The organism is Streptomyces melanosporofaciens (assembly GCF_900105695.1).
Taxonomy (GTDB): Bacteria; Actinomycetota; Actinomycetes; order Streptomycetales; family Streptomycetaceae; genus Streptomyces; species Streptomyces antimycoticus.
In genome coordinates, this window is sequence record NZ_FNST01000002.1 from 4522863 (window position 1) to 4543865 (window position 21003).

Annotated in this window: 19 protein-coding genes and 1 pseudogene; 11 read left to right on the forward strand and 9 right to left on the reverse strand. The window is 69.3% G+C overall.

The window, feature by feature from the left end; all coding sequences use genetic code 11:
- Positions 1-234 precede the first annotated feature (234 nt).
- The 6 genes from typA (at position 235) to BLV72_RS22410 (ending at position 8546) form a co-directional block, all read left to right on the forward strand.
- On the forward strand, positions 235-2130 hold the full coding sequence (gene typA, locus BLV72_RS22385; protein WP_059145288.1) for a translational GTPase TypA: 1896 nt from the start codon (positions 235-237) through the stop codon (positions 2128-2130).
- Positions 2131-2637: 507 nt separating this feature from the next.
- Positions 2638-4281 carry a peptide ABC transporter substrate-binding protein gene (locus tag BLV72_RS22390; RefSeq protein ID WP_093464413.1) on the forward strand — a complete coding sequence of 548 codons (1644 nt, stop codon included), beginning with the start codon at positions 2638-2640 and terminating at the stop codon, positions 4279-4281.
- A gap of 148 nt (positions 4282-4429) precedes the next feature.
- On the forward strand, positions 4430-5356 hold the full coding sequence (locus BLV72_RS22395; protein ID WP_059145286.1) for an ABC transporter permease: 927 nt from the start codon (positions 4430-4432) through the stop codon (positions 5354-5356).
- Positions 5349-6326 carry an ABC transporter permease gene (locus BLV72_RS22400; RefSeq protein WP_093464415.1) on the forward strand — a complete coding sequence of 326 codons (978 nt, stop codon included), beginning with the start codon at positions 5349-5351 and terminating at the stop codon, positions 6324-6326. Before BLV72_RS22395 ends, BLV72_RS22400 begins: the two co-directional genes overlap by 8 nt.
- Before the next feature lie 11 nt (positions 6327-6337).
- On the forward strand, positions 6338-7396 hold the full coding sequence (locus tag BLV72_RS22405; RefSeq protein ID WP_093464416.1) for an ABC transporter ATP-binding protein: 1059 nt from the start codon (positions 6338-6340) through the stop codon (positions 7394-7396).
- The gene (locus tag BLV72_RS22410; protein ID WP_093464418.1) at positions 7389-8546 is read left to right on the forward strand and encodes an ABC transporter ATP-binding protein; all 1158 of its coding nucleotides are present in this window, start codon (positions 7389-7391) and stop codon (positions 8544-8546) included. The genes BLV72_RS22405 and BLV72_RS22410 overlap by 8 nt, the downstream gene beginning before the upstream one ends.
- Before the next feature lie 283 nt (positions 8547-8829).
- Here BLV72_RS22410 and BLV72_RS22420 read toward each other — a convergent pair whose 3' ends face one another.
- On the reverse strand, positions 8830-9267 hold the full coding sequence (locus BLV72_RS22420; RefSeq protein WP_093464421.1) for an ATP-binding protein: 438 nt from the start codon (positions 9265-9267) through the stop codon (positions 8830-8832).
- A 121-nt stretch (positions 9268-9388) separates the two neighbouring features.
- Between BLV72_RS22420 and BLV72_RS22425 the strand changes: the two genes are divergently transcribed.
- From BLV72_RS22425 to BLV72_RS22435, 3 genes are all read left to right on the forward strand, one after another.
- Complete coding sequence (locus BLV72_RS22425; protein WP_093464422.1) at positions 9389-10273, forward strand: helix-turn-helix domain-containing protein; 885 nt, start codon at positions 9389-9391, stop codon at positions 10271-10273.
- 10 nt (positions 10274-10283) lie between these two features.
- A complete protein-coding gene (locus BLV72_RS22430) occupies positions 10284-10484 on the forward strand; it encodes a DUF397 domain-containing protein (protein WP_093464424.1) in 201 nt (66 codons plus the stop codon).
- A gap of 274 nt (positions 10485-10758) precedes the next feature.
- The gene (locus BLV72_RS22435) at positions 10759-11277 is read left to right on the forward strand and encodes a hypothetical protein (protein WP_208905700.1); all 519 of its coding nucleotides are present in this window, start codon (positions 10759-10761) and stop codon (positions 11275-11277) included.
- Here the strand turns inward: BLV72_RS22435 and BLV72_RS22440 are convergent.
- The 5 genes and pseudogenes from BLV72_RS22440 to BLV72_RS22460 all read right to left on the reverse strand — a co-directional run bounded on the left by BLV72_RS22440 (position 11267) and on the right by BLV72_RS22460 (position 16885).
- The gene (locus BLV72_RS22440) at positions 11267-12292 is read right to left on the reverse strand and encodes an ABC transporter ATP-binding protein (RefSeq protein WP_093464425.1); all 1026 of its coding nucleotides are present in this window, start codon (positions 12290-12292) and stop codon (positions 11267-11269) included. The two genes, BLV72_RS22435 and BLV72_RS22440, sit on opposite strands and share 11 nt — an antisense overlap.
- A pseudogene (locus tag BLV72_RS22445) lies at positions 12285-13279 on the reverse strand (ABC transporter ATP-binding protein). The gene BLV72_RS22440 and the pseudogene BLV72_RS22445 overlap by 8 nt, the downstream one beginning before the upstream one ends.
- 8 nt (positions 13280-13287) lie before the next feature.
- Positions 13288-14325 (reverse strand): ABC transporter permease, encoded by a 1038-nt coding sequence (locus BLV72_RS22450; protein ID WP_093464426.1) that lies wholly within the window; start codon positions 14323-14325, stop codon positions 13288-13290.
- Positions 14318-15241 (reverse strand): ABC transporter permease, encoded by a 924-nt coding sequence (locus tag BLV72_RS22455; RefSeq protein WP_093464428.1) that lies wholly within the window; start codon positions 15239-15241, stop codon positions 14318-14320. Before BLV72_RS22455 ends, BLV72_RS22450 begins: the two co-directional genes overlap by 8 nt.
- Before the next feature lie 3 nt (positions 15242-15244).
- Positions 15245-16885, reverse strand: a complete 1641-nt coding sequence (locus BLV72_RS22460) for a peptide ABC transporter substrate-binding protein (protein WP_093464429.1) — start codon at positions 16883-16885, stop codon at positions 15245-15247.
- A gap of 1020 nt (positions 16886-17905) precedes the next feature.
- On the opposite strand from BLV72_RS22460, the gene BLV72_RS22470 reads away from it, so the two are divergent.
- Positions 17906-18103, forward strand: a complete 198-nt coding sequence (locus BLV72_RS22470) for a hypothetical protein (protein ID WP_093464431.1) — start codon at positions 17906-17908, stop codon at positions 18101-18103.
- A 53-nt stretch (positions 18104-18156) separates the two neighbouring features.
- Here BLV72_RS22470 and BLV72_RS22475 read toward each other — a convergent pair whose 3' ends face one another.
- Positions 18157-18558, reverse strand: a complete 402-nt coding sequence (locus BLV72_RS22475; RefSeq protein ID WP_093464432.1) for a PIN domain-containing protein — start codon at positions 18556-18558, stop codon at positions 18157-18159.
- Positions 18559-18584: 26 nt separating this feature from the next.
- Positions 18585-18860, reverse strand: coding sequence for a hypothetical protein (locus tag BLV72_RS22480; RefSeq protein WP_143059797.1), 276 nt, complete (start codon positions 18858-18860; stop codon positions 18585-18587).
- A gap of 165 nt (positions 18861-19025) precedes the next feature.
- Here BLV72_RS22480 and BLV72_RS22485 point away from each other — a divergent pair, with 165 nt between their 5' ends.
- The gene (locus BLV72_RS22485; RefSeq protein ID WP_244320916.1) at positions 19026-19808 is read left to right on the forward strand and encodes a GNAT family N-acetyltransferase; all 783 of its coding nucleotides are present in this window, start codon (positions 19026-19028) and stop codon (positions 19806-19808) included.
- A 28-nt stretch (positions 19809-19836) separates the two neighbouring features.
- Here the strand turns inward: BLV72_RS22485 and BLV72_RS22490 are convergent, their stop codons facing one another.
- Positions 19837-21000: an ABC transporter ATP-binding protein gene (locus BLV72_RS22490; RefSeq protein ID WP_093464435.1), complete on the reverse strand. Its 1164-nt coding sequence runs from the start codon at positions 20998-21000 to the stop codon at positions 19837-19839.
- Positions 21001-21003 lie beyond the last annotated feature (3 nt).

Sequence of the window (21003 nt, forward strand, 5' to 3'; positions counted from 1 at the left end):
CTCCGGCGTTCGAGGAGCGGGGTCCGGGGCGGGGCCCGGCGGGGATCCAGGGGCGAAGCCCCTGGTAACGGGAAGGGGCGGGGAGGGGAAAGACCCGGCGGGAACGGGCTGCGGCATCCGTCTCCGCGCCGTCCCCGTACCATGGGGGTGAGGCCGAGGCGTGATCAGCCCGGCGGAAGGCGCGTCGCACAAGGAGCGCGCCGCCACCCACGAAACCGGGAGAAGCGCGCTTCTATGCCCACGCGCCACGACATTCGTAACGTCGCCATCGTCGCCCACGTCGACCACGGCAAGACGACCCTCGTCGACGCCATGCTCAAGCAGGCGGGTGCGTTCGCCGCCCACCAGCAGGTGGACGACCGGGTCATGGACTCCAACGACCTGGAGCGCGAGAAGGGCATCACCATTCTCGCGAAGAACACCGCCGTGAAGTACCACCCGGCGGACGGCGGCGACCCCGTCACCATCAACATCATCGACACCCCCGGCCACGCCGACTTCGGCGGTGAGGTCGAGCGCGGCCTGTCCATGGTCGACGCCGTGGTCCTGCTGGTGGACGCCTCCGAGGGGCCGCTGCCGCAGACCCGCTTCGTGCTGCGCAAGGCGCTCCAGGCCAAGCTGCCGGTGATCCTGTGCATCAACAAGACGGACCGCCCGGACTCCCGGATCGACGAGGTCGTCAACGAGGCGTACGACCTCTTCCTGGACCTGGACGCGACCGAGGAGCAGATCGAGTTCCCGATCGTCTACGCCTGCGCCCGTGACGGTGTGGCCTCGCTGACCAAGCCGGAGGACGGCACCGTCCCGGCCGACAGCGACAGCCTCCAGCCGTTCTTCTCCGCCCTGCTGGAGACCGTCCCGGCGCCGGAGTACGACGCCGCCGCGCCGCTGCAGGCCCATGTCACCAACCTGGACGCGGACAACTTCCTCGGCCGGATCGCGCTGCTCCGGGTCGAGCAGGGCGAGCTGAAGAAGGGGCAGACGGTCGCGTGGATCAAGCGCGACGGCACCATCTCCAACGTCCGGATCACCGAACTGATGATGACCGAGGCGCTCACCCGCAAGCCCGCCGAGGTGGCCGGCCCCGGTGACATCTGCGCGGTCGCGGGCATCCCGGACATCATGATCGGCGAGACCCTGGCCGACCCGGAGAACCCGATCGCACTGCCGCTGATCACCGTCGACGAGCCCGCGATCTCGATGACCATCGGCACCAACACCTCCCCGCTGGTCGGCCGCGGCCCCGGCGGCAAGGGCGCCGACAAGTCGGCCGTGAAGGACCGCAAGGTCACCGCGCGGCTGGTCAAGGACCGGCTCGAGCGCGAGCTGATCGGTAACGTCTCGCTGCGCGTGCTGCCCACCGACCGCCCGGACGCCTGGGAGGTGCAGGGCCGGGGCGAGCTGGCGCTGGCGATCCTGGTGGAGACCATGCGCCGGGAGGGCTTCGAGCTGACCGTCGGCAAGCCGCAGGTGGTCACCCGGGAGATCGAGGGCAAGCTCCACGAGCCGATCGAGCGCATCACCATCGATGTGCCCGAGGAGCACATGGGCGCGGTCACCCAGCTCATGGGCACCCGCAAGGGCCGGATGGACAACATGTCCAACCACGGCTCCGGCTGGGTCCGCATGGAGTTCATCGTCCCCTCCCGCGGTCTGATCGGCTTCCGTACCGAGTTCCTGACCGCGACCCGCGGCACCGGTATCGCGCACTCCATCCACGAGGGCCACGAGCCGTGGTTCGGCGAGCTGAAGACCCGTAACAACGGGTCGCTGGTGGCCGACCGTTCCGGCGCGGTGACCGCCTTCGCGATGACCAACCTCCAGGAGCGCGGCGTGCTGTTCACCTCGCCTGGCACCGAGGTGTACGAGGGCATGATCGTCGGTGAGAACTCCCGCTCCGACGACATGGACGTCAACATCACCAAGGAGAAGAAGCTCACCAACATGCGGTCCTCCACCGCGGATGTGACCGAGTCCCTGGTCCCGCCGCGGCTGCTCTCGCTCGAGCAGTCCCTGGAGTTCTGCCGCGACGACGAGTGCGTCGAGGTGACGCCGGAGACGGTCCGGATCCGCAAGGTGGTGCTGGACCAGAAGGAGCGCGCCCGCAGCGCGGCCCGCGCCAAGCGCTGACGCTCACGCCCGGGAGCCGGGGCCCGCTCGGGGCGCCGATGCGCACTCCGGAGCCGCTCACGGAGCGTAGGCGCCCCCCTGTGCGTCAGTGAGCTGCACACGGCCCGGATCCCCCGCTTCCACAGTGGGGGTCCGGGCTGTTGTCATGTCAGGAAGGTGCCAGTCAAGCGGTTATCCGGATCCGAGCGTCCGAGTATCGGATCCCGGGCTCCGCATGATGTGTTAACAGTCCGTTTCGCGTGTGTCTGTCTGGGGCAGTTTTGTCCGGATTTCGAAGCTCCGCGCGTAGATGCTGTGACCAAAGCGAGACCCATAAGGTGTGGTTTAAGGGCCGGGCGTGCTCAATCATGGGGTCCATTGAGCTCGGGTCAATGGGTCACACGCTGTGGGGAGCGCGGACCTACGAGCGCATCTGGGGGGTTCCGGTCCCTTTCGCTGTCAGGGGTGTCAGCGTGTCTCCGGGCGCCCCCTCTCGTAGTGACAGTGGACTCCTGAGGAGGCAAACCCATGCGCGGTGCCAAGAGCGCCAAGTGGGTCGCGTTGGCAGCGGTCGTGGCGCTGGCCGCGACCGCCTGCGGTGGTAACGACAGCGACAGCGGCAGCAACGATATGAACAAGGGGACGGCGGACCCGAACGGGATACTCACCGCCCAGCTGAGCGAGCCGCAGAACCCGCTGCAGCCGGCGAACGCGAAGGAGAGCCAGGGCAGCCGCGTGCTGCGGACGATCTTCGCCGGTCTGGTGGACTACGAGCCGGGCACCGGCAAGCTGGTGTACGTCAACGCGGAGTCGGTCACCCCCAACAAGGACTCCTCCGTCTGGACCGTCAAGCTCAAGCCGGGCTGGAAGTTCCACAACGGCGAGACCGTGACCGCAAAGTCCTACGTGGACTCGTGGAACTGGTCGGCCAACGTGTCGAACAACCAGACCAACTCCAGTTGGTTCCAGGACATCAAGGGCTACGAGGACGTCCACCCGGAGAAGGGCAAGCCCAAGGCCGACAAGATGTCCGGCCTCAAGGTCGTCAACGACAACGAGTTCAAGATCGAGCTCAACAGCTCGGTCTCGTACTTCGCCTACAAGCTGGGCTACGACGTGTGGACCCCGCTGCCCACCGGGTTCTTCAAGGACCCCAAGGGCTTCGGTGAGAAGCCGGTCGGCAACGGTCCCTACAAGTTCGTCTCCTGGGACCACAAGAAGATGATCAAGGTCCGGAAGTTCGACGGCTACCAGGGCCCGAACAAGGCCAAGAACGGCGGCATCGACTTCAAGAACTACACCACCGCCGACGCCGCCTACTCGGACATTCGCTCGAACAACCTCGACTGGATCGAGCAGGTCCCGACCACCGCGCTGACCAACTACAAGTCGGACCTCGGCAAGCGCGCGATCGACGAGGAGTACTCGGCGGTCCAGTCGATCGTCCCGGCCTTCTACACCAGCCAGTTCAAGGACATCGACCCCAAGGTCATCCAGGGTCTGTCTATGGCGATCGACCGTGACACGATCACCAAGACCGTGCTGCACGGCTCCCGCACCCCGGCCGACAGCTTCGTCGCCCGCGGCGTGATCGGCTACAAGGCCGGTGCGCTCAAGGAGCAGGTCTCCTACGACCCGGCCAAGGCCAAGGCCCTCATCAAGGAGGGTGGCGGTGTCCCGGGCAACAAGATCTCGATCCAGTTCAACGCCGACCAGGACCACAAGCCCTGGGTGGACGCGGTCTGCAACAGCATCCGCAAGGCCACCGGCGTCGACTGCGTCGGCGACTCCAAGCCCGACTTCCAGGCCGACCTGAACGCGCGTGACAAGCACCAGGTCAAGTCGATGTACCGCGGTGGCTGGGTGCTCGACTACCCGGTCAACTCGAACTTCATGAGGGACCTGTACGGCTCCAAGGCGGCCGGTAACACCAGCGGCTACGCCAACAAGGAGTTCGACGAGCTCGCCAACAAGGCCGACAAGGCCGCCACCCTGGACGAGACCGTCAAGCTCTACCAGCAGGCGGAGCAGGTTCTCGCCAAGGACATGCCGGCGATCCCGCTGTGGTTCTACAAGGTCAACAGCGGCCAGTCCAACAAGGTCCTGGGGAAGATCCCCTACGGCCAGGACGGTGACCCCATCTTCACCGACGTTCAGGTGAAGAAGAAGTAATCATCGGGACCGCCGGCCGGTGCCGCCGCTCCTCCCACCGGGGAGCGGCGGCACCGGCCCGCAGGCGTGAGGCCCGCAGCTCATCCCCCCACCCGCGTGGCGCAGACGAGACGTGGCCTCCGCCGCCCCCCAACGGCATGGAGGCATGATGGGGCGCTATGTCGCCAGGCGACTGCTCCAGATGATCCCGGTGTTCATCGGGACTACTCTGATTATTTTCCTCATGGTCCACGTACTGCCCGGTGACCCTATCCGGGCGATGTGGGGAGACAAGGCCGCGGACCCCGCGCAGGTCGCGTCGCTGCGCCATGAGTTCGGGCTGGACCAGCCTCTGTGGAGGCAGTACATCGACTACATGGTCAACCTCTTCCAGGGAGACTTCGGCAAGACCTTCGGCGGTCGCCCGGTCTCCGAGGAGATGGGGATGGCCTTCCCGGTGACCCTCCGCCTCGCGGCGGTGGCCCTCACCATCGAGATCATCGTCGGCATCGGGCTCGGTGCCTGGGCCGGTCTCAAGGCCGGCCGCGCCGTGGACACCGGCGTCCTGATCTTCACTCTGATCGTCATCTCGATGCCGGTCTTCGTGCTCGGCTATCTGGCCCGGTTCATCTTCGCCGACGAGCTCGGCTGGCTGCCACCGAACGTGCAGAACTCGATGGACGTGGAGCAGCTACTGCTGCCCGGCTTCGTCCTCGCGATGCTCTCCATGGCGTATGTGGCCCGGCTGACCCGGACCACGTTCGCCGAGAACCTGCGCGCCGACTATATGCGCACCGCGCTCGCCAAGGGCCTGCCGCGCCGCCGCATCATCGGCGTCCACCTGCTGCGCAACTCGCTGATCCCCGTGATCACCTTCCTCGGCACCGATGTCGGCGCGCTGGTCGGCGGCGCGGTGGTCACCGAGGGCATCTTCAACGTCCAGGGTGTCGGCAATCTGCTGTTCAACGCGCTCGGACGGCGGGAGGGCTCCACGATCGTCGGGGTCGTGACCGTCTTCGTCCTCGTCATCCTGCTGATCAACCTAGTCGTCGACCTGCTGTACGCGGTCCTGGACCCGAGGATCCGGTATGCCTGACATGACCAAATCCCAGTCCGGTACGGCGGTCGACACGGCGGTCGACGCCGTGGCCCCGCCGACCGAGGTGGACACCGCCCCCGCCGCCGGCCCCGTCTCCCAGGGCAAGCCGCGCTCGCTGTGGGGCGACGCCTGGTTCGAGCTGCGCCACCGGCCGCTGTTCTGGGTCTCGGCGGTGCTGCTGGTGCTGCTGCTCAGCATCGCGATGTTCCCCGGTCTGTTCAGCGGCGCCGACCCCAAGGACGGCGACCTGACCAACCACTTCCTGACCAAGCCGGAGCTGACGCACTTCTTCCAGGCCGACTGGTTCGGCTACGACGGGCAGGGCCGCTCCATCTACGCCCGGGTCATCTACGGCACCCGCGCCTCCATCATGGTCGGCGTCGGGGTGACGGTCGTGGTCACCCTCTTCGGCGGTCTGCTGGGCATGCTGGCCGGGTACTTCGGCGGCTGGATCGACTCGATCGTCTCCCGCATCGTCGACATCTTCTTCGGTCTGCCGTTCCTGCTCGGCTCGATGGTCGTGCTGAACGCGTTCACCGAGCGCAAGGTGTACGTGGTGATCGCGGCGCTGGCCTTCCTGGGCTGGACCACCATCGCCCGGGTGATGCGCAGCTCGGTGATCACGGCCAAGCAGGCGGACTACGTCACCGCGGCGCGCGCCCTCGGCGCGGGCACCAACCGGATCCTGTTCCGGCACGTCCTGCCCAACGCGCTCGCGCCCACCATCGTGGTCGCGACGATCTCGCTCGGTGCCTATATCTCCGCCGAGGCCACGCTGTCGTACCTGGGTCTCGGCCTCGCCGACCCGACGATCTCGTGGGGCATCGACATCTCGTCGGCCAAGGACGCCATCCGGGACAACCCGCATGTGATGCTGTTCCCGGCCGGAATGCTGAGCCTCACGGTCTTCGCATTCATCACGCTCGGCGACGCGGTGCGCGACGCCCTCGACCCCAAGCTGCGCTGAGGAGGGCGTACGTGACCACCATCGAGAAGACCGCGGACGACGCCGTCCGCGAGGGTGCCGGCGACGATGGCACCCCCCTGCTGGAAGTCCGCGATCTGCATGTGGAGTTCCACACCCGGGACGGTGTCGCCAAGGCCGTCAACGGCGTGAACTACAGCGTCGACGCCGGTGAGACGCTCGCCGTCCTCGGCGAGTCCGGCTCCGGCAAGTCGGTGACCGCCCAGGCGATCATGGGCATCCTCGACATGCCGCCCGGGAAGATCCCGCAGGGCCAGATCCTCTTCCGCGGCGAGGACATGCTCACCATGTCGGGGGAGGATCGCCGGAAGATCCGCGGCCGGAGGATCGCCATGATCTTCCAGGACGCGCTCTCCTCGCTGAACCCGGTGCTCTCCGTCGGCTATCAGCTCGGCGAGATGTTCCGGGTCCACCAGGGCCTGTCCAAGAAGGAGGCCAAGGCCAAGGCCATCGAGCTGATGGACCGGGTCCGCATCCCGGCGGCCAAGGAGCGGGTGAGCGACTACCCGCACCAGTTCTCCGGCGGTATGCGCCAGCGCATCATGATCGCCATGGCGCTCGCGCTGGAGCCGGACCTGATCATCGCCGACGAGCCGACCACGGCCCTCGACGTCACCGTCCAGGCCCAGGTGATGGACCTGCTCGCGGAGCTTCAGCGTGAGTACAACATGGGTCTGATCCTGATCACCCATGACCTGGGCGTGGTCGCGGACGTCGCCGACAAGATCGCCGTGATGTACGCGGGCCGAATCGTCGAGACCGCCCCCGTGCACGAGCTCTACAAGCGCCCGGCCCACCCCTACACCCGGGGCCTGCTGGACTCCATCCCGCGCCTGGACCGCAAGGGGCAGGAGCTCTACGCGATCAAGGGGCTGCCGCCCAATCTGCTCAAGATCCCCTCGGGCTGCGCCTTCAACCCGCGCTGCCCCAAGGCGGAGGACATCTGCCGTACGGACGTCCCCGCGCTGGTGCCGGTCACCGAGCAGGACGGCACGGAGCTGCCGGGCCGCGGCAGCGCGTGCCACTTCTGGAAGGAGACCCTCCATGGCTGACACCGAGAAGAACGAGGCGGCCATGGACCCCGCCGTGGACGCCACCCCCAACGTCACGGAGGTGGAGACGGTCGACGCCGCCACCGAGGACGAGGCGGTCGCGGCCATCGAGGCCAAGGTCGACCGCGGCGAGCCGATCCTCCAGGTGCGCAATCTGGTCAAGCACTTCCCGCTGACCCAGGGCATCCTCTTCAAGCGGCAGATCGGCGCGGTCAAGGCGGTCGACGGCATCTCCTTCGACCTCTACCAGGGCGAGACCCTCGGCATCGTCGGCGAGTCCGGCTGTGGCAAGTCCACGGTCGCCAAGCTGCTGATGACCCTGGAGACCGCCACCGCGGGCGAGGTCTTCTACAAGGGCCAGGACATCACCCGGCTGTCGGGCCGCGCGCTGCGGGCCGTCCGCCGCAACATCCAGATGGTGTTCCAGGACCCGTACACCTCGCTCAACCCGCGTATGACGGTGGGCGACATCATCGGGGAGCCCTTCGAGATCCACCCCGAGGTGGCTCCCAAGGGCGACCGGCGCCGCAAGGTCCAGGAACTCCTGGACGTCGTGGGCCTCAACCCCGAGTACATCAACCGCTACCCCCACCAGTTCTCCGGCGGCCAGCGCCAGCGCATCGGCATCGCGCGGGGGCTCGCCCTCAACCCGGAGATCATCATCTGCGACGAGCCGGTCTCCGCGCTCGACGTCTCCGTCCAGGCACAGGTCATCAACCTGATGGAGGGTCTGCAGGACGAGTTCAACCTGTCCTACATCTTCATCGCCCACGACCTGTCCATCGTCCGGCACATCTCCGACCGCGTCGGCGTGATGTACCTGGGCAAGATGGCCGAGATCGGCTCCGACACCGAGATCTACGACCACCCGACGCACCCCTACACCCAGGCGCTGCTGTCGGCCGTCCCGGTCCCGGACCCGGAGTCGCGCGAGGGCCGCGAACGCATCATCCTCACCGGCGACGTCCCCTCCCCGGCCAACCCGCCCTCCGGCTGCCGCTTCCGCACCCGCTGCTGGAAGGCCGAGGACAAGTGCGCCAAGGAGATCCCGCTCCTGGCCATCCCGGAGCGCTTCGCCGGATCGGACTCGCCCGCGGCACACGAGTCGGCGTGCCACTTCGCGGAGGAGAAGGACGTGGTCCACGCCTAGCGCTTCCGCGCGGGCCCGCTGTTGAACGACGAGGGCCGCCCGGCACGTGATCCACGTCCCGGGCGGCCCTCGTCGTCGTTCAGGCCCCCCTGTCCACCTCGCGGCAGGCCGCGTCCAACAGTCTCCCGATCTCGGCAGAGGCCCGCCGGGCGTCCTCGATGCTGGGTGGGTCGGCGACGGACGCATCCAACTCATGGAGTCGTCGGGCCCGTTCGGGATCACGCCGTAGCGCGACGAACACGTCCCGCCGGTACGCCCGCAACGCTTCGGCTTCGGTCAACGGTCATCCAGGCTGGTGGGGGAGTACGGTGGGCGGGTTCAGCGTGAACCATACGGCCTTGCCGGTGACGCCCGCGTCCTTGTCGGTGTAGTCGTGCACGCCCCAGGTGTCGGAGCACGACTCGACGAGCGTGAGCCCGCGCCCGCTCTCGTCCTCGGCGTTCGCCGTCACCGGTTGCGGCAGCCCGCAGCCGGAGTCCCATACGGTGACCCGGAAGTCGGGCGGCATCGGCTCCCAGTCCATGCTGACGTACGCATCGGTGGTGGTGTTCCGGTACGCGTTGGTGACCAGCTCCGACACGAGCAGTTCGGCCCTGTCGATGATGCAGTCGAGCCGCGCCGCCTTGAGGACGTGGCGGATGGTGGCCCGTACGACGGCCACGGCGCGTGGGTCGTGGGGGATGAACAAGCCGTAGGACCAGGGCTCTTCGGGCATGCGCATGGGGCAGCCTCCGGTTGAGTGCCTACTGTGACTGGCGCCATACGTAAGGTAGCCAATGGGGTTGTGAATCCACAACCTCGTTGGCTGGGGCATACTGCTGAGCGATGTCGAGGAGGGGCGTATGGGGCTGAGGGCAAATCCCACGTATCGTCAGCGCCGGTTCGGCTCGGAGGTGCGCAAGTTGCGCGAGACTGCGGGCCTGACCGTGGGGGAGAGCGCGGCGGTCATGGGGATGCGCCAGTCGCACATCAGTAACGTCGAGTCCGGCCGGACGGGTCTGTCACCGGAGCGGTTGCGCTCCCTCGCGGCGGCCGGTGGTAGTGAAGACTCGACCTACGTTGACGCCCTGGTCGAGATGGGGCAGGCATCGGGCAAGGGGTGGTGGACGGAGTACCGGGAGCGGGCGCGGCCGTCACTGCTGGACGTCGCCGAGTTGGAGGCTGGTGCCCGTGCGCTCCACTGCTACGAGCCCATGTTCGTGCCCGGGTTGCTACAGACTCCCGAGTACGCGACGGCCATCCACCGTGCCGGATACGTCCGCACGTCCCGGCAAGAGGATGACCTGGCCATCGAATTCCGGCTGAAGCGCCAGCAGGTACTGCTCGGCGAGTACGCTCCCCGGCTCCACGCGGTCGTCCACGAAGCGGCCCTTCGTGCGACGTTGGGCAGCCCTCGCCTCATGCGGGGTCAGTTGCTGCGACTGATCGAGCTGTCGCGTCTGCCGAACGTCACCCTGCAGGTCATGCCGTTCGACGGGCCGGTGGCGTTCGGCACGTCCTTCACGCTGATCCAGCCCGAGGTATGGGAACTGAGCACAGTGGTCGTGGGACACGTGGAGAAGTCGCTCTACCTGGGTGACCGTAGTGATCTCGTTCGGTACGGCGACGCCTTCGCTAAGGTGTGCGAAGTGGCGTTGCCTCCCGTGGACGCAACGGTTTCACCGGAGGCGCATGACGCCAAGGACTCGTTGGGCCTCATCCAGCGACTCCTGTATCCCCTGCTCTAGGAGGGCGCTGATGTCTCACCTCAGGTGGCGCAAGTCGAGCTTCAGCGAAGGTCATTCCGATACGTGCGTCGAACTCGCCGCCGACTCCGTCGGCACCCCTCACCTCCGCGAGAGCGACGATCCGGAGGCCGTCATAGCCATGACCCCTGCCGCGCTCCGCGCGTTCCTGCGGGCAGCGAAGGCGGGGAGATTCGACCGCCTCGAAGGGTGAGCCGCGCCCCTCCCGGCACCCCTCCCGAAAGTGTTTGATCTCGCGCAACTAATTTGTCAAACGTTTTCCAGAGGGGTACCCCACCCCCCCGGCAATCCGGAGGCGATCCGGCAGTCCGGCAACGGTCTCGGCCCCCGAGCACGGGCGCCGCCACCGGCGCCCACCCCCGGCGGTCGGTGCCCGGCGACGGCGCCCCGCCCCCCACCCCCCGACCCATGCTCAATTGCGCCGAAGGCGCGAGACGGCGCCGCGCCGCGCCTCGTAGGGTCGTGGCATGACTCCCCCTCACTCACCGGTCTATCAGGAGTACTACACCCGCACCCCTTTCCAGCTCTTCTCCGGCGCCGGGTGGAAGCGGCTGGTGGCCTTCCGGGCCGATGAGTCCGGCGTCACCCTGGGCGGCGCAGTATTGCGATACCACCGGTTCCTCGCCGTCGTGCCGTGGCGGGACATCGAAGCCGTCGTGGTGTGGGCCACGCAAACCCCCAGCGAGAAGCCGGTACGGTACATAGGTCTGAAGCTGCGGCCGGGCGTTCCTGCGCCTCCCGGCCCGAACCGGAAGCTCACCCCGCAGTTCGCCGCGGGTTTCGCACCGCACCTCGAGTACGAGGTCGTCAGGAACAGTCGGCGCATCGTCCTCCGGAAGGTCGATCAGGCCCGGCTCACCGCCGCAGTCCAGGCGTTCGCGCCCCAAGTCCAGCTGCGTGTCCACCCGGTGCACCGGGAGCCACCAGGGCAGGGCGGCGGGGTGGGGCGCGGGTCCGGCGCGAGCATATTCGACATCATGCCCTGACCCCCGCGCGCTCCTCCGCGAAGTGGCAGGCCGAGGCGTGGGCGGCGGGGCCCGCCAGGCCCGTCGGCACCGCCAGCACCGGCACCTCCGCCGCGCAGCGCTCCCGCGCCTTCCAGCAGCGGGTGCGGAAGCGGCAGCCGGAGGGCGGGTTGGCCGGGGAGGGGACGTCTCCGGGGAGCAGGATGCGGGTCCGGGCCCCACGCGGCTCCGGGTCGGGGACCGGGACGGCGGAGAGCAGGGCCTGGGTGTACGGATGCGTGGGGTGGTCGTAGATCTCGGGGCCGGTGCCCATTTCGGCGATACGGCCCAGGTACATCACGGCGACCCGGTCGGCGATGTGCCGGACCACCGACAGATCGTGGGCGATGAAGACGTACGCCAGGCCGAACTCGTCCTGCAGCCGCTCCATCAGATTGACCACCTGTGCCTGCACCGAGACGTCCAGCGCCGAGACCGGCTCGTCCGCGACGATGACCTCCGGCCGTAGCGCCAGGCCCCGGGCGATGCCGATGCGCTGGCGCTGGCCGCCGGAGAACTGGTGGGGATAGCGGTTGAGGTGCTCCGGGCTGAGCCCCACCACCTCCAGCAGCTCCTGGACCGCCCGCCGCCGGTCGCCCTTGGGGGCCGCCTCGGGATGGATCTCGAAGGGCTCCCCGATGATGTCGCCCACCGTCATGCGCGGGTTGAGCGAGGTGTACGGGTCCTGGAAGACCATCTGGATGTTGCGGCGGACGGCCCGCAGCGCGCGGCCCGAGAGCCGGGTGATGTCCTCGCCCCGGTAGTGGATCGTCCCGGCGGTCGGCCGCTCCAGGCCGACCAGCAGCTTGGCCACGGTGGACTTGCCGCAGCCGGACTCGCCGACGATGCCGAGCGTCTCCCCGCGCCGCAGGGCGAAGGAGACCGTGTCGACCGCCCGGACGGCGCCGATCCGCCGCTTGACCACCACGCCCTGGGTCAGGGGATAGAGCTTGGCCAGGTCGCGGACCTCCAGGACCGGCCCATCGGGCTCAGCCATGCAGTTCCTCCTTCCAGAAGTGGCAGGCGCTGGTCCGGCTGTCCGCCCCGGCGTCGGCCGCCACCTCGTACAGCGGCGGCCGCTCCAGGCGGCAGACGTCCTGGGCGCGCGGGCAGCGGGGATGGAAGGGGCAGCCGGGGGGCATGGCGAGGGGGCTGGGCGGCGCGCCCTTGATGGCGTAGAGCCGCCGGCCCCGCTGGTCCACGCGCGGCACGGAGTCCAGCAGTCCGCGGGTGTAGGGGTGGGCGGGGCGGCGGTAGAGGTCGCGCACCGGCGCGGTCTCCACGATCCGGCCCGCGTACATCACCGCGATGGTGTCGGCCACGTCCGCGACCACGCCCAGGTCATGGGTGATGAGGACGAGCCCCATGGCGTACTCCCGGCGCAACTCCGCGAGCAGGTCCATGACCTGGGCCTGGACGGTGACGTCCAGGGCCGTGGTCGGCTCGTCGGCGATGATCAGCTCCGGCTCCAGCGCCATCGCCATGGCGATCATGATGCGCTGGCGCATCCCCCGGAGAACTGATGCGGATAGTCCCCGGCCCGCTGCCCCGCCGCCGGGATGCGGACCCGGTCCATCAGCTCGATCGCCCGCCGCCGGGCGTCCTTGCGGGACATCCCCCGGTGCACCTCGTACATCTCGGCGAGCTGGGCGCCCACGGGGATCACCGAGTTGAGGGCGGAGAGCGCGTCCTGGAAGATCATCGCCATCGCGGCGCCCCGGATCCGGCGGCGCTCCTGCGCGCCCATCGTCAGCAGATCCCGTCCCCGGAACAGCACTTGGCCGCCGGTGACCCGGCCGGGCGGCGAGTCGAGGATGCCCATGACGGCCTGGGCGGTCACGGACTTGCCGGACCCCGACTCGCCCAGTACGGCGAGGGTGCGGCCCGCGTCCAGGCCGTAGCTCACCCCGCCGACGGCCTCGGCGACCCCGTCCCGGGTGCGGAATTCGACGCGGAGGTCCCGGACCTCCAGCAGGCGGGTCATCGCCGGACCTACCGCAGCCTGGGGTCGAGGGCGTCGCGCACCGCGTCGCCGAGCATGATGAACGCGAGCACCGTGACCGACAGCGCTCCGGCGGGCCACAGCAGCATGTGCGGCGCGTTGCGGATCTGGGTGGCGGCGGAGGAGATGTCGATCCCCCAGGAGACGGTGGGCGGCTTCAGCCCCACGCCGAGGAACGACAGCGTGGCCTCCAGCGAGATGTAGGTGCCCAGCGCGATGGTCGCGACGACGATCACGGGGGCCACGGCGTTGGGCGCGATATGGCGCAGCAGCGTCCGGCCGCTGCCGGCGCCCAGCGCCCGCGCCGCCTGGACGTAGTCGTGCTCCTTGACGGTCACCACCGAGCCGCGCGCGATCCGGGAGATCTGCGGCCAGCCCAGCAGCACGATGAAGCCGACGACCGGCCACACCGAGCCGCTGGTGACCACCGACAGGAAGACCAGGCCGCCCAGCAGGATCGGGATGCCGAAGAAGACATCGGCGATCCGTGAGAGCAGCGCGTCCCACCAGCCGCCGAAGTACCCGGCGAGCCCGCCCAGCGCGCTGCCCAGCAGGGCCGCGCCGAGGGTGGCGCAGATGCCGACGGTGATGGAGGCGCGGGCGCCGTAGACCGTGCGGGTGTAGACGTCGCGGCCCTGGAGGTCGTAGCCGAAGGGGTGGCCGGGGGCCGGGCCGTCCTGCGCCCTGGCGAGGTCGCCGTGGTACGGGTTGCCGCTCGCGATCAGCTGCGGCCAGATCGCGATGAGGACGAGGAAGAGGATGGTCAGCGCGGAGACGATGAAGACGGGGTTGCGGCGCAGATCGTGCCAGGCATCCGACCACAGCCCCCGGCCGGTGGGCGCGGCCGGTCCGCCGGAGCGGCGGCCGGGCTCCTTGCGCCACGGGAGGGGGAGCCGCCAGGGGCCGCGCCGTGGTCCGCCCTTCAGGGTCTGGGGGCCGGAGGTGGTGAGGTCCATGGGACCGCCGCCGCTGCCGGCCGGTGCGATCGCCTCGGTCATGTCGTAGCGCGGGTCAAAGGGCTCAGGCATACCGGATCCTCGGGTCGAGCACGGCGTAGAGGAGGTCGACGAGCAGATTGGCGAGCAGGAAGACGATCACCAGGATGGTCACGAAGCCGACGACGGTCGGCGAGTTCTGGCGCAGGATGCCCTGGTAGAGCTGGTAGCCCACGCCGTGGATGTTGAAGATCCGCTCGGTGACGATGGCCCCGCCCATGAGCGCGCCGATGTCCGTGCCGATGAACGTCACCACCGGGATCAGCGAGTTGCGCAGCAGATGGCGGGTGACGATGCGGTGGCGCGGCAGCCCCTTGGCGACGGCGGTACGGACGTAGTCGGCGCGGGCGTTCTCCACGATGGAGGTGCGGGTGAGGCGGGTGGTGTACGCGAGCGACACCAGCCCCAGCACCACCCCGGGCAGCAGCAGTTCGTTCAGCGGCGCCTCCGGGGAGACCGAGGGTCTGGCCCAGCCCCAGGTCACGCCGAACAGATACTGCAGCACCGTGCCGCTGACGAAGGTCGGGACGGCGACCACGACCAGGGTGAGCAGCAGCACCGAGGTGTCAAGACCCCGGCCGCGGCGCAGCCCGCTGAGGACGCCCAGGGTGATGCCCAGCGCCATCTCGAAGACGACCGCGACCACGGTGAGCCGGAGGGTGACGGGGAACGCGCTCGCCATCAGCTCGGTCACCGGCTGCCCGTTGAAGGCCGTACCGAAGTGCCCGCTGAAGACCTGCCCCATGTAGTGCACGTACTGACGCCACAGCGGCTCGTCCAGAGAGAGGTCCTGGCGAATCCGGGCGGCGGTGGCGGGGTCGGGGGCCTTGTCGCCGAAGAGCGCGGCGACCGGATCGCCGAGCGCGTACACCATGAAGAAGATCAGGAAGGTGGAGCCGATGAACACCGGGATCATCTGCAGCAGTCGGCGCAGCGCATAGCGGCCCATGGCTCAGCCGACCCTGATCTGTGCGTAGACCGGGACGCTGAACTGGTTGAGCGCCACCTCGCTGAGCCGCTGCGAATAGCCCGCGCTGCCGTTCTGGTACCACAGCGGAATGGCGGGCATCTGCTCGGCGAGGACCTTCTCCGCGTCCCGGAAGTCGGCGATGGCCCGGCCGTCCGCGGAGGCGGCGTTGGCCTGGTTCACCATCCGGTCGAAGCCGGTGTCGCTGAAGTGGCCGTCGTTGGAGGAGGCGCCGGTGTAGTACAGGGGCTGCAGAAAGTTCTGGATCAGCGGATAGTCCATCTGCCAGCCGGCCCGGAAGGGCCCGGTCATCTCCTTGCCCGCCATCTTGTTGCGGTAGTCGGCGAAGGTGCCGATCGGTTTGCCGACACAGGCCCGGTCGCTTCTCAGCACGGTATTGACGCTGTTGCAGACCGCGTCCACCCAGTCCTTGTGGGAGCCGCTGTCGGCGTTGTACGTGATCGTCATCCGGCCGCCGGGCAGCCCGCCGCCCGCCTTGATCAGCGTGCGCGCCCTGGCCGGGTCGTAGCGGCAGGCGTCCCCGCACAGCCCCGGCTGATAGCCGCCCTGGCGACGCAGGACCGGCGAGGTCCAGTCGGTCGCGGGGGTGCGGGTGCCGTGGAAGATCCGCTCGGTGATCTGCGCGCGGTTGATCGCCATCGAGATCCCCCGGCGGACCTTGGCCTTGGCCGGGCCGCTCCAGGCGCGGTCGTACATCGGGAAGGTGAGGGTCTGGATGATCCCGGCGGGCTGGTTGATGTAGCGGTCGCCGAGGTCGGAGCGGACGAACTTGAGCTGCTGCGCCGGGACATCGTCGACCAGATCGAGATTGCCCGCCTGGAGATCGGTGTAGGCGGTGTTGTTGTCGGTGTAGACGCGCAGATCGACGCCCTTGTTACGGGCCTTGTCCGGGCCGCGGTAACCGTCCCAGGCGCGCAGCTTCATCACCGAGCCCTTGGTGTACGACCGCACCTGGTACGGGCCGTTGCCGACGGGCTTCCTCAGCCAGGCGGCATGGTCCTCGAAGAACGCCCGGGGCAGCGGCGCATAGGCGTTGTAGCCCAGCGTCTTGGGCCAGGTGGAGAACTTCTGGGTGAGCCGGACGGTGAAGGTCCGCTCGTCCTTGACCCGCAGCCCGGAGAGGGCCTTGGCGGTGGGGGCGCCGCCGGAGGCGGGATGGACCTTGTCGTAGCCCTCGATGTACTCGAAGAAGTAGGCGTTGCGCTGCTTGTGGTCGATCCGGGCGCCGTAGTTCCAGGCGTTCACGAAGGACGCGGCGGTGACCTTCTCCCCGTTGGCGAACCGCCGGTCCTTCTTGAGGGTGATGGTGTAGTTCCGCTGGTCGGAGCTCTCGATCCGGTCCGCGAGCGCGTTCTTGGCCTCGCCGGTCCTGGGGTCGTAGCGCTTGAGCCCACGGAAGATCATGTCGAGGACCTTGCCGCCCTGGACGTCGTTGATGTTGGCCGGCTCCAGCGGATTGGGCGGATCGCCCCAGGACGAGCGGACGACACCGTCCTCGGCGCCGCCGTCCCCGCCGCCGCAGGCCGTCAGGGGCAGGGCGACGGCGGACACGCAGAGCGCGGACAGCGCACGCCTGGCACGCAGGGAATACGGGGCTCCGCGCATGGCGCCTCCCGAGGATCCGGTCCAAGATCCGCCTTTGGCCCCATCTGACATCCCCTGCGGCGACGGCGCACGTCGATGACCGCTGTCCGGGGTGGCGCGCGGTGGGTGAGGCGGTGGGTGGAGCGACGCGGGTGAGGCGCGATTGGGGAAGCGCGAGCCGAGCGGTACGTCCCTCGCTCGGCAAGCGCTTTCTGGAGCACTGTCCCGTAAGAACATCCCATATTTCAAGTGCTGTTACCGGAGTTGGAGCGATCCATTCCCGCCTGGGGTGAGAGGAGACGCGCAAGCGTTTCATATCCGGCGCCGCAGGGCTCCGGGCACCGCGGGCCCCGGCCGCCCCGAGCCCCCGAGGGTCGCGCGCCCCCGGCCCCGGCCGCCGCAGGGCTCCGGGCACCGCGGGCCCCGGCCGACCCGGCCGGGCCGGAGGAGCTGACCCCGGCGGAGCGCTCCCGCCTCGCCGGGCGGGAACGCCGGCACCGCGACCTGTCCGGCTACGCCGCCATCCAGGGCACCCGCCCCCAGACCCTGTCCTACGGCCTCGCCGACTGACCCTCCGGCCAACTGGCCTGGAACCTCGACTGGTTCGCCGCCCACAGCCACAAACCGGACGCCCTCGACCGCGACGCGGTCCTGACAAACGTCTCCCTCTACTGGTTCACCAACACCGCGGGCCCCTCCGCCCGCCTCTACAAGGAGGCCGCCTCGGCCTGAGGCACGCCCCCCGAACGCTCCGGCGTCCCCACCGGCGTCGCGGTCTTCCGGGGCGACACCGCGATCCGCCGCCTCGCCGAGCCGCACCACACGATCACCCACTGGTCGGAGTTCGAGGCGGGCGGCCACTTCGCGGCGATGGAGGTCCCGGAACCGCTGGTGGATGACGTCCGGACGTTCTTCCGCGCCCTGCGCTGACCGGGGCCCGTACCGCCGCCCGTCCCGGTGAGCCCTGCTCGGGAGGGGTCCCGGGCATTCCGGCGGATGATGGCCGCCCTGTCGTCGAGGTGAGAACCGAGGAAGTCCGCCATGACCCCTGTGCAAGCCGACTGGCTGTCCATCGTGTTCGCTCCCATCGGCGTCATCGCGCTGGTGACCTCCTTCTTCGCGCGGCGCTCGGCGACCCGGAGGGGCGAGTCCATGCCTGCCTGGGGCACGGCCGTGCAAGGTGTGGGGATGGTCCTCGTGATGTGCGTGGCCCTCGTCAACATGGCGTGGGGTACGTGAGGAGTGGTGGCACTGGACCTACGGCGACCGCTACTCCCGGGGGCAGCCGACCTTCAGACCTGCTGCACGGCCACCAGCTTGCCTCGGCTGCCGAGGCGGTCGAGCAGATGCCGGATGTCGTCGGGGTCGGAGGTGGCGATGGCCGCCCCCTGCCGCACGGCGAGCACGGCGACGGCTCCGTCCACCGGATCCGACGTTCCTGCCAGAGCCAGCAATTCCCCGATCTCCCGAGCCGCTGTCTCGTCCATGACCGCCACATCGCAGCCCTTGAGCAATTGCGCCAGGCGCGCCTGCCGCGCTCCGTCCCGCCACACCTGGGCGACCACGGCCGCGGGCACCAGGGGCACGCCGCCCGCCGTGAGATAGGCCCGGTGCGCTCTCCAGACCTTGGTCTGGGAACGCTCGGCAGCGATCAACATGCCCGCGTCGTAGACAACAGGACGCAATGCGGTCATCGGTTATCCCCCCGGCACTGACGACATCAAGCCGCGTGATCGTCAGCGCCTGAGCTGTCGCCCGCTGCCGGCCTCGTGATCGTGTCCATGAATTCGTCCACCCAGGCCTGCTCGTCCGGAGTGGGTGGACCGATCTCCGCCAGTACCTCTTCCGCCGCGATCAGCCCTGCCTCGATCTTGGCCGCGCGCTCGGCCGCGCGCGAGAGCCAGGCCGAGACGCTCATTCCCTCGCGGTCCGCCGCGTCCTTGGCCGCGCTCAGGGTCTCGCTCGGGATCGTGATCGTGACACGTTCGAGGCTCATACCGGCGATCATACGGGCGGACTGCCCATTCCGGGCGCCCGTGGACGGCGGTTCATCCGAACGAGGGGGTGGGCAGATTACGGGGCGACACGACTGCCCCCAACGCCGTCTACGGCCCCGTCCCGGACGCCGGCCCCGATGTGCGGGTTCGCCTATGATCGCGAGGTGCCGCAGAACGACCTTGAGCGCGTCCAGGACTTCCGGATCTCCTTCGCCCGTCGTCAGGCCGGTGAGGTGCGGGAGGTGCCGGGGGGATTCCTGGTGCTGCACGGGGGTTACGCGCGCTCCCATGAGCACAATCAGCTGCATATCGTCGGGCCCGCCGACCCCGAGGGGCTGCCCGCGCTCGCCGACGAGGTCATGGCCTTCCTTCCGCACCGCCGGATCACGGTCCATGACGAGGCGCTGGGACTTCTCTGTGTGCCCGCGCTCGAACGGGCCGGGTACAGCCATATGACCGAGGTGCTGATGGTCCACACCGGGCCGGTGCCGGAGGCCACGGCGGCCGATGTGGTGGAGCGGGAGCTGGGGCCGGATCCGCACGGGCCGCTGCGGCGGGCGGTGACGGCGCAGCAGCGGCGGTGGATGCCGGACGCGGACGAGCGGACCGTGCACGACCTCGTGGAGCGGCGTACCGCGCGGCGGGCCGGGGCCGAGGAGGTGCTCTTCCTCGCCGCCCACGACGACAGCGGCGAGGTCGCCTCCTGGGCCGATCTGTATCTGGAGCCCGCCGCCGGGATCGCCCAGATCGAGGAGGTGGCGACCGCCGAGCCGTATCTGCGCCGCGGCCACGCCGACGCCGTCCTGACCGCGGCGCTGCGCCGCGCGGCCGCCGCGGAGTGCGGGCTGCGGTTCCTCGTCGCCGACCAGGACGACTGGCCGCTGCACTGGTACGGCCGCCGCGGGTTCACCGCGATCGGCCGGGCGCATGCCTTCTCGCGCTTCTGAGCCCGAGCGGCCAGTCCCTTACGGCTCCTTACGGCTCCTTGCGCGGTGGCGCTCCCGTCCCCGACTCCGCCGCGATCAGCGCCGGGTCGAGGACGACGTCCTCCTCGCGGGCCTCGAGGGTCGGGTCCTCGGGGAAGTGGCAGGCGGACAGATGGCCCTCGCGGTTGCCGTCCAGGCGCAGAAGCGGCGGCTCCTCCCGCGCGCACTTGTCCTGGGCCTTCCAGCAGCGGGTGCGGAAGCGGCAGCCGGAGGGCGGGTTGATGGGGGAGGGGACGTCCCCGGCGAGCCGGATGCGCGTCCGGCGGGCGGCCTCTTCGGTATCCGAGGTGTCCGCTGTGTTCGCTGTGTCCGCTGCGTCCTTGACGTTCTCGGCCATCACCACCGCCGCGTCCGGCACCGCGGACAGCAGGGCGTGGGTGTACGGGTGGCGGGGGCGGCGGTAGATCGAGTCGCGGTCGCCCACCTCGACCACCTTGCCCAGGTACATCACGGCGACACGCTGCGAGAAGTGGCGTACGACGGCCAGGTCGTGGGCGATGAACAGGAAGGCGATGCCCAGTTCCCGCTGGAGCTTCTGGAGCAGATTGACGACCTGCGCCTGGATGGAGACGTCCAGCGCCGAGACCGGCTCGTCGGCGACGATCAGCTTGGGTTCCAGGGCGAGTGCGCGGGCCACGCCGATGCGCTGGCGCTGGCCGCCGGAGAACTCGTGCGGGAAGCGGTTGTAGTGCTCGGGGTTGAGGCCCACGATCTCCAGCAGTTCGCGCACCCGGGCCTCGCGGCCGCCCGGCGGATTGATGCCGTTGATCTCCATGGGGCCGGAGATGATGGTGCCGACGGTCTGCCGGGGGTTCAGCGAGGAGTACGGATCCTGGAAGATCATCTGGATCTCGGAGCGGATCGGGGCCAGCTCCTTGCGGCCCGCGTGGGTGATGTCCTGACCCCGGTAGGTGATCTTCCCGGCGGTGGGCTCCAGCAGCCGGGTCAGCAGCCGGCCCGTGGTGGACTTGCCGCAGCCGGACTCGCCGACCAGCCCGAAGCTCTCCCCGGCGTGCACGGTCAGATCGATCCCGTCCACCGCCTGCACGGCCCCGACCTTCCGCTTGAACGGAAAGCCGCCCATGATCGGGAAGTGTTTGGTCAGCTTCTCGGTGACCAGGAGGGGTTCGGGTGTGCCCGACTCGATGCTCATGCG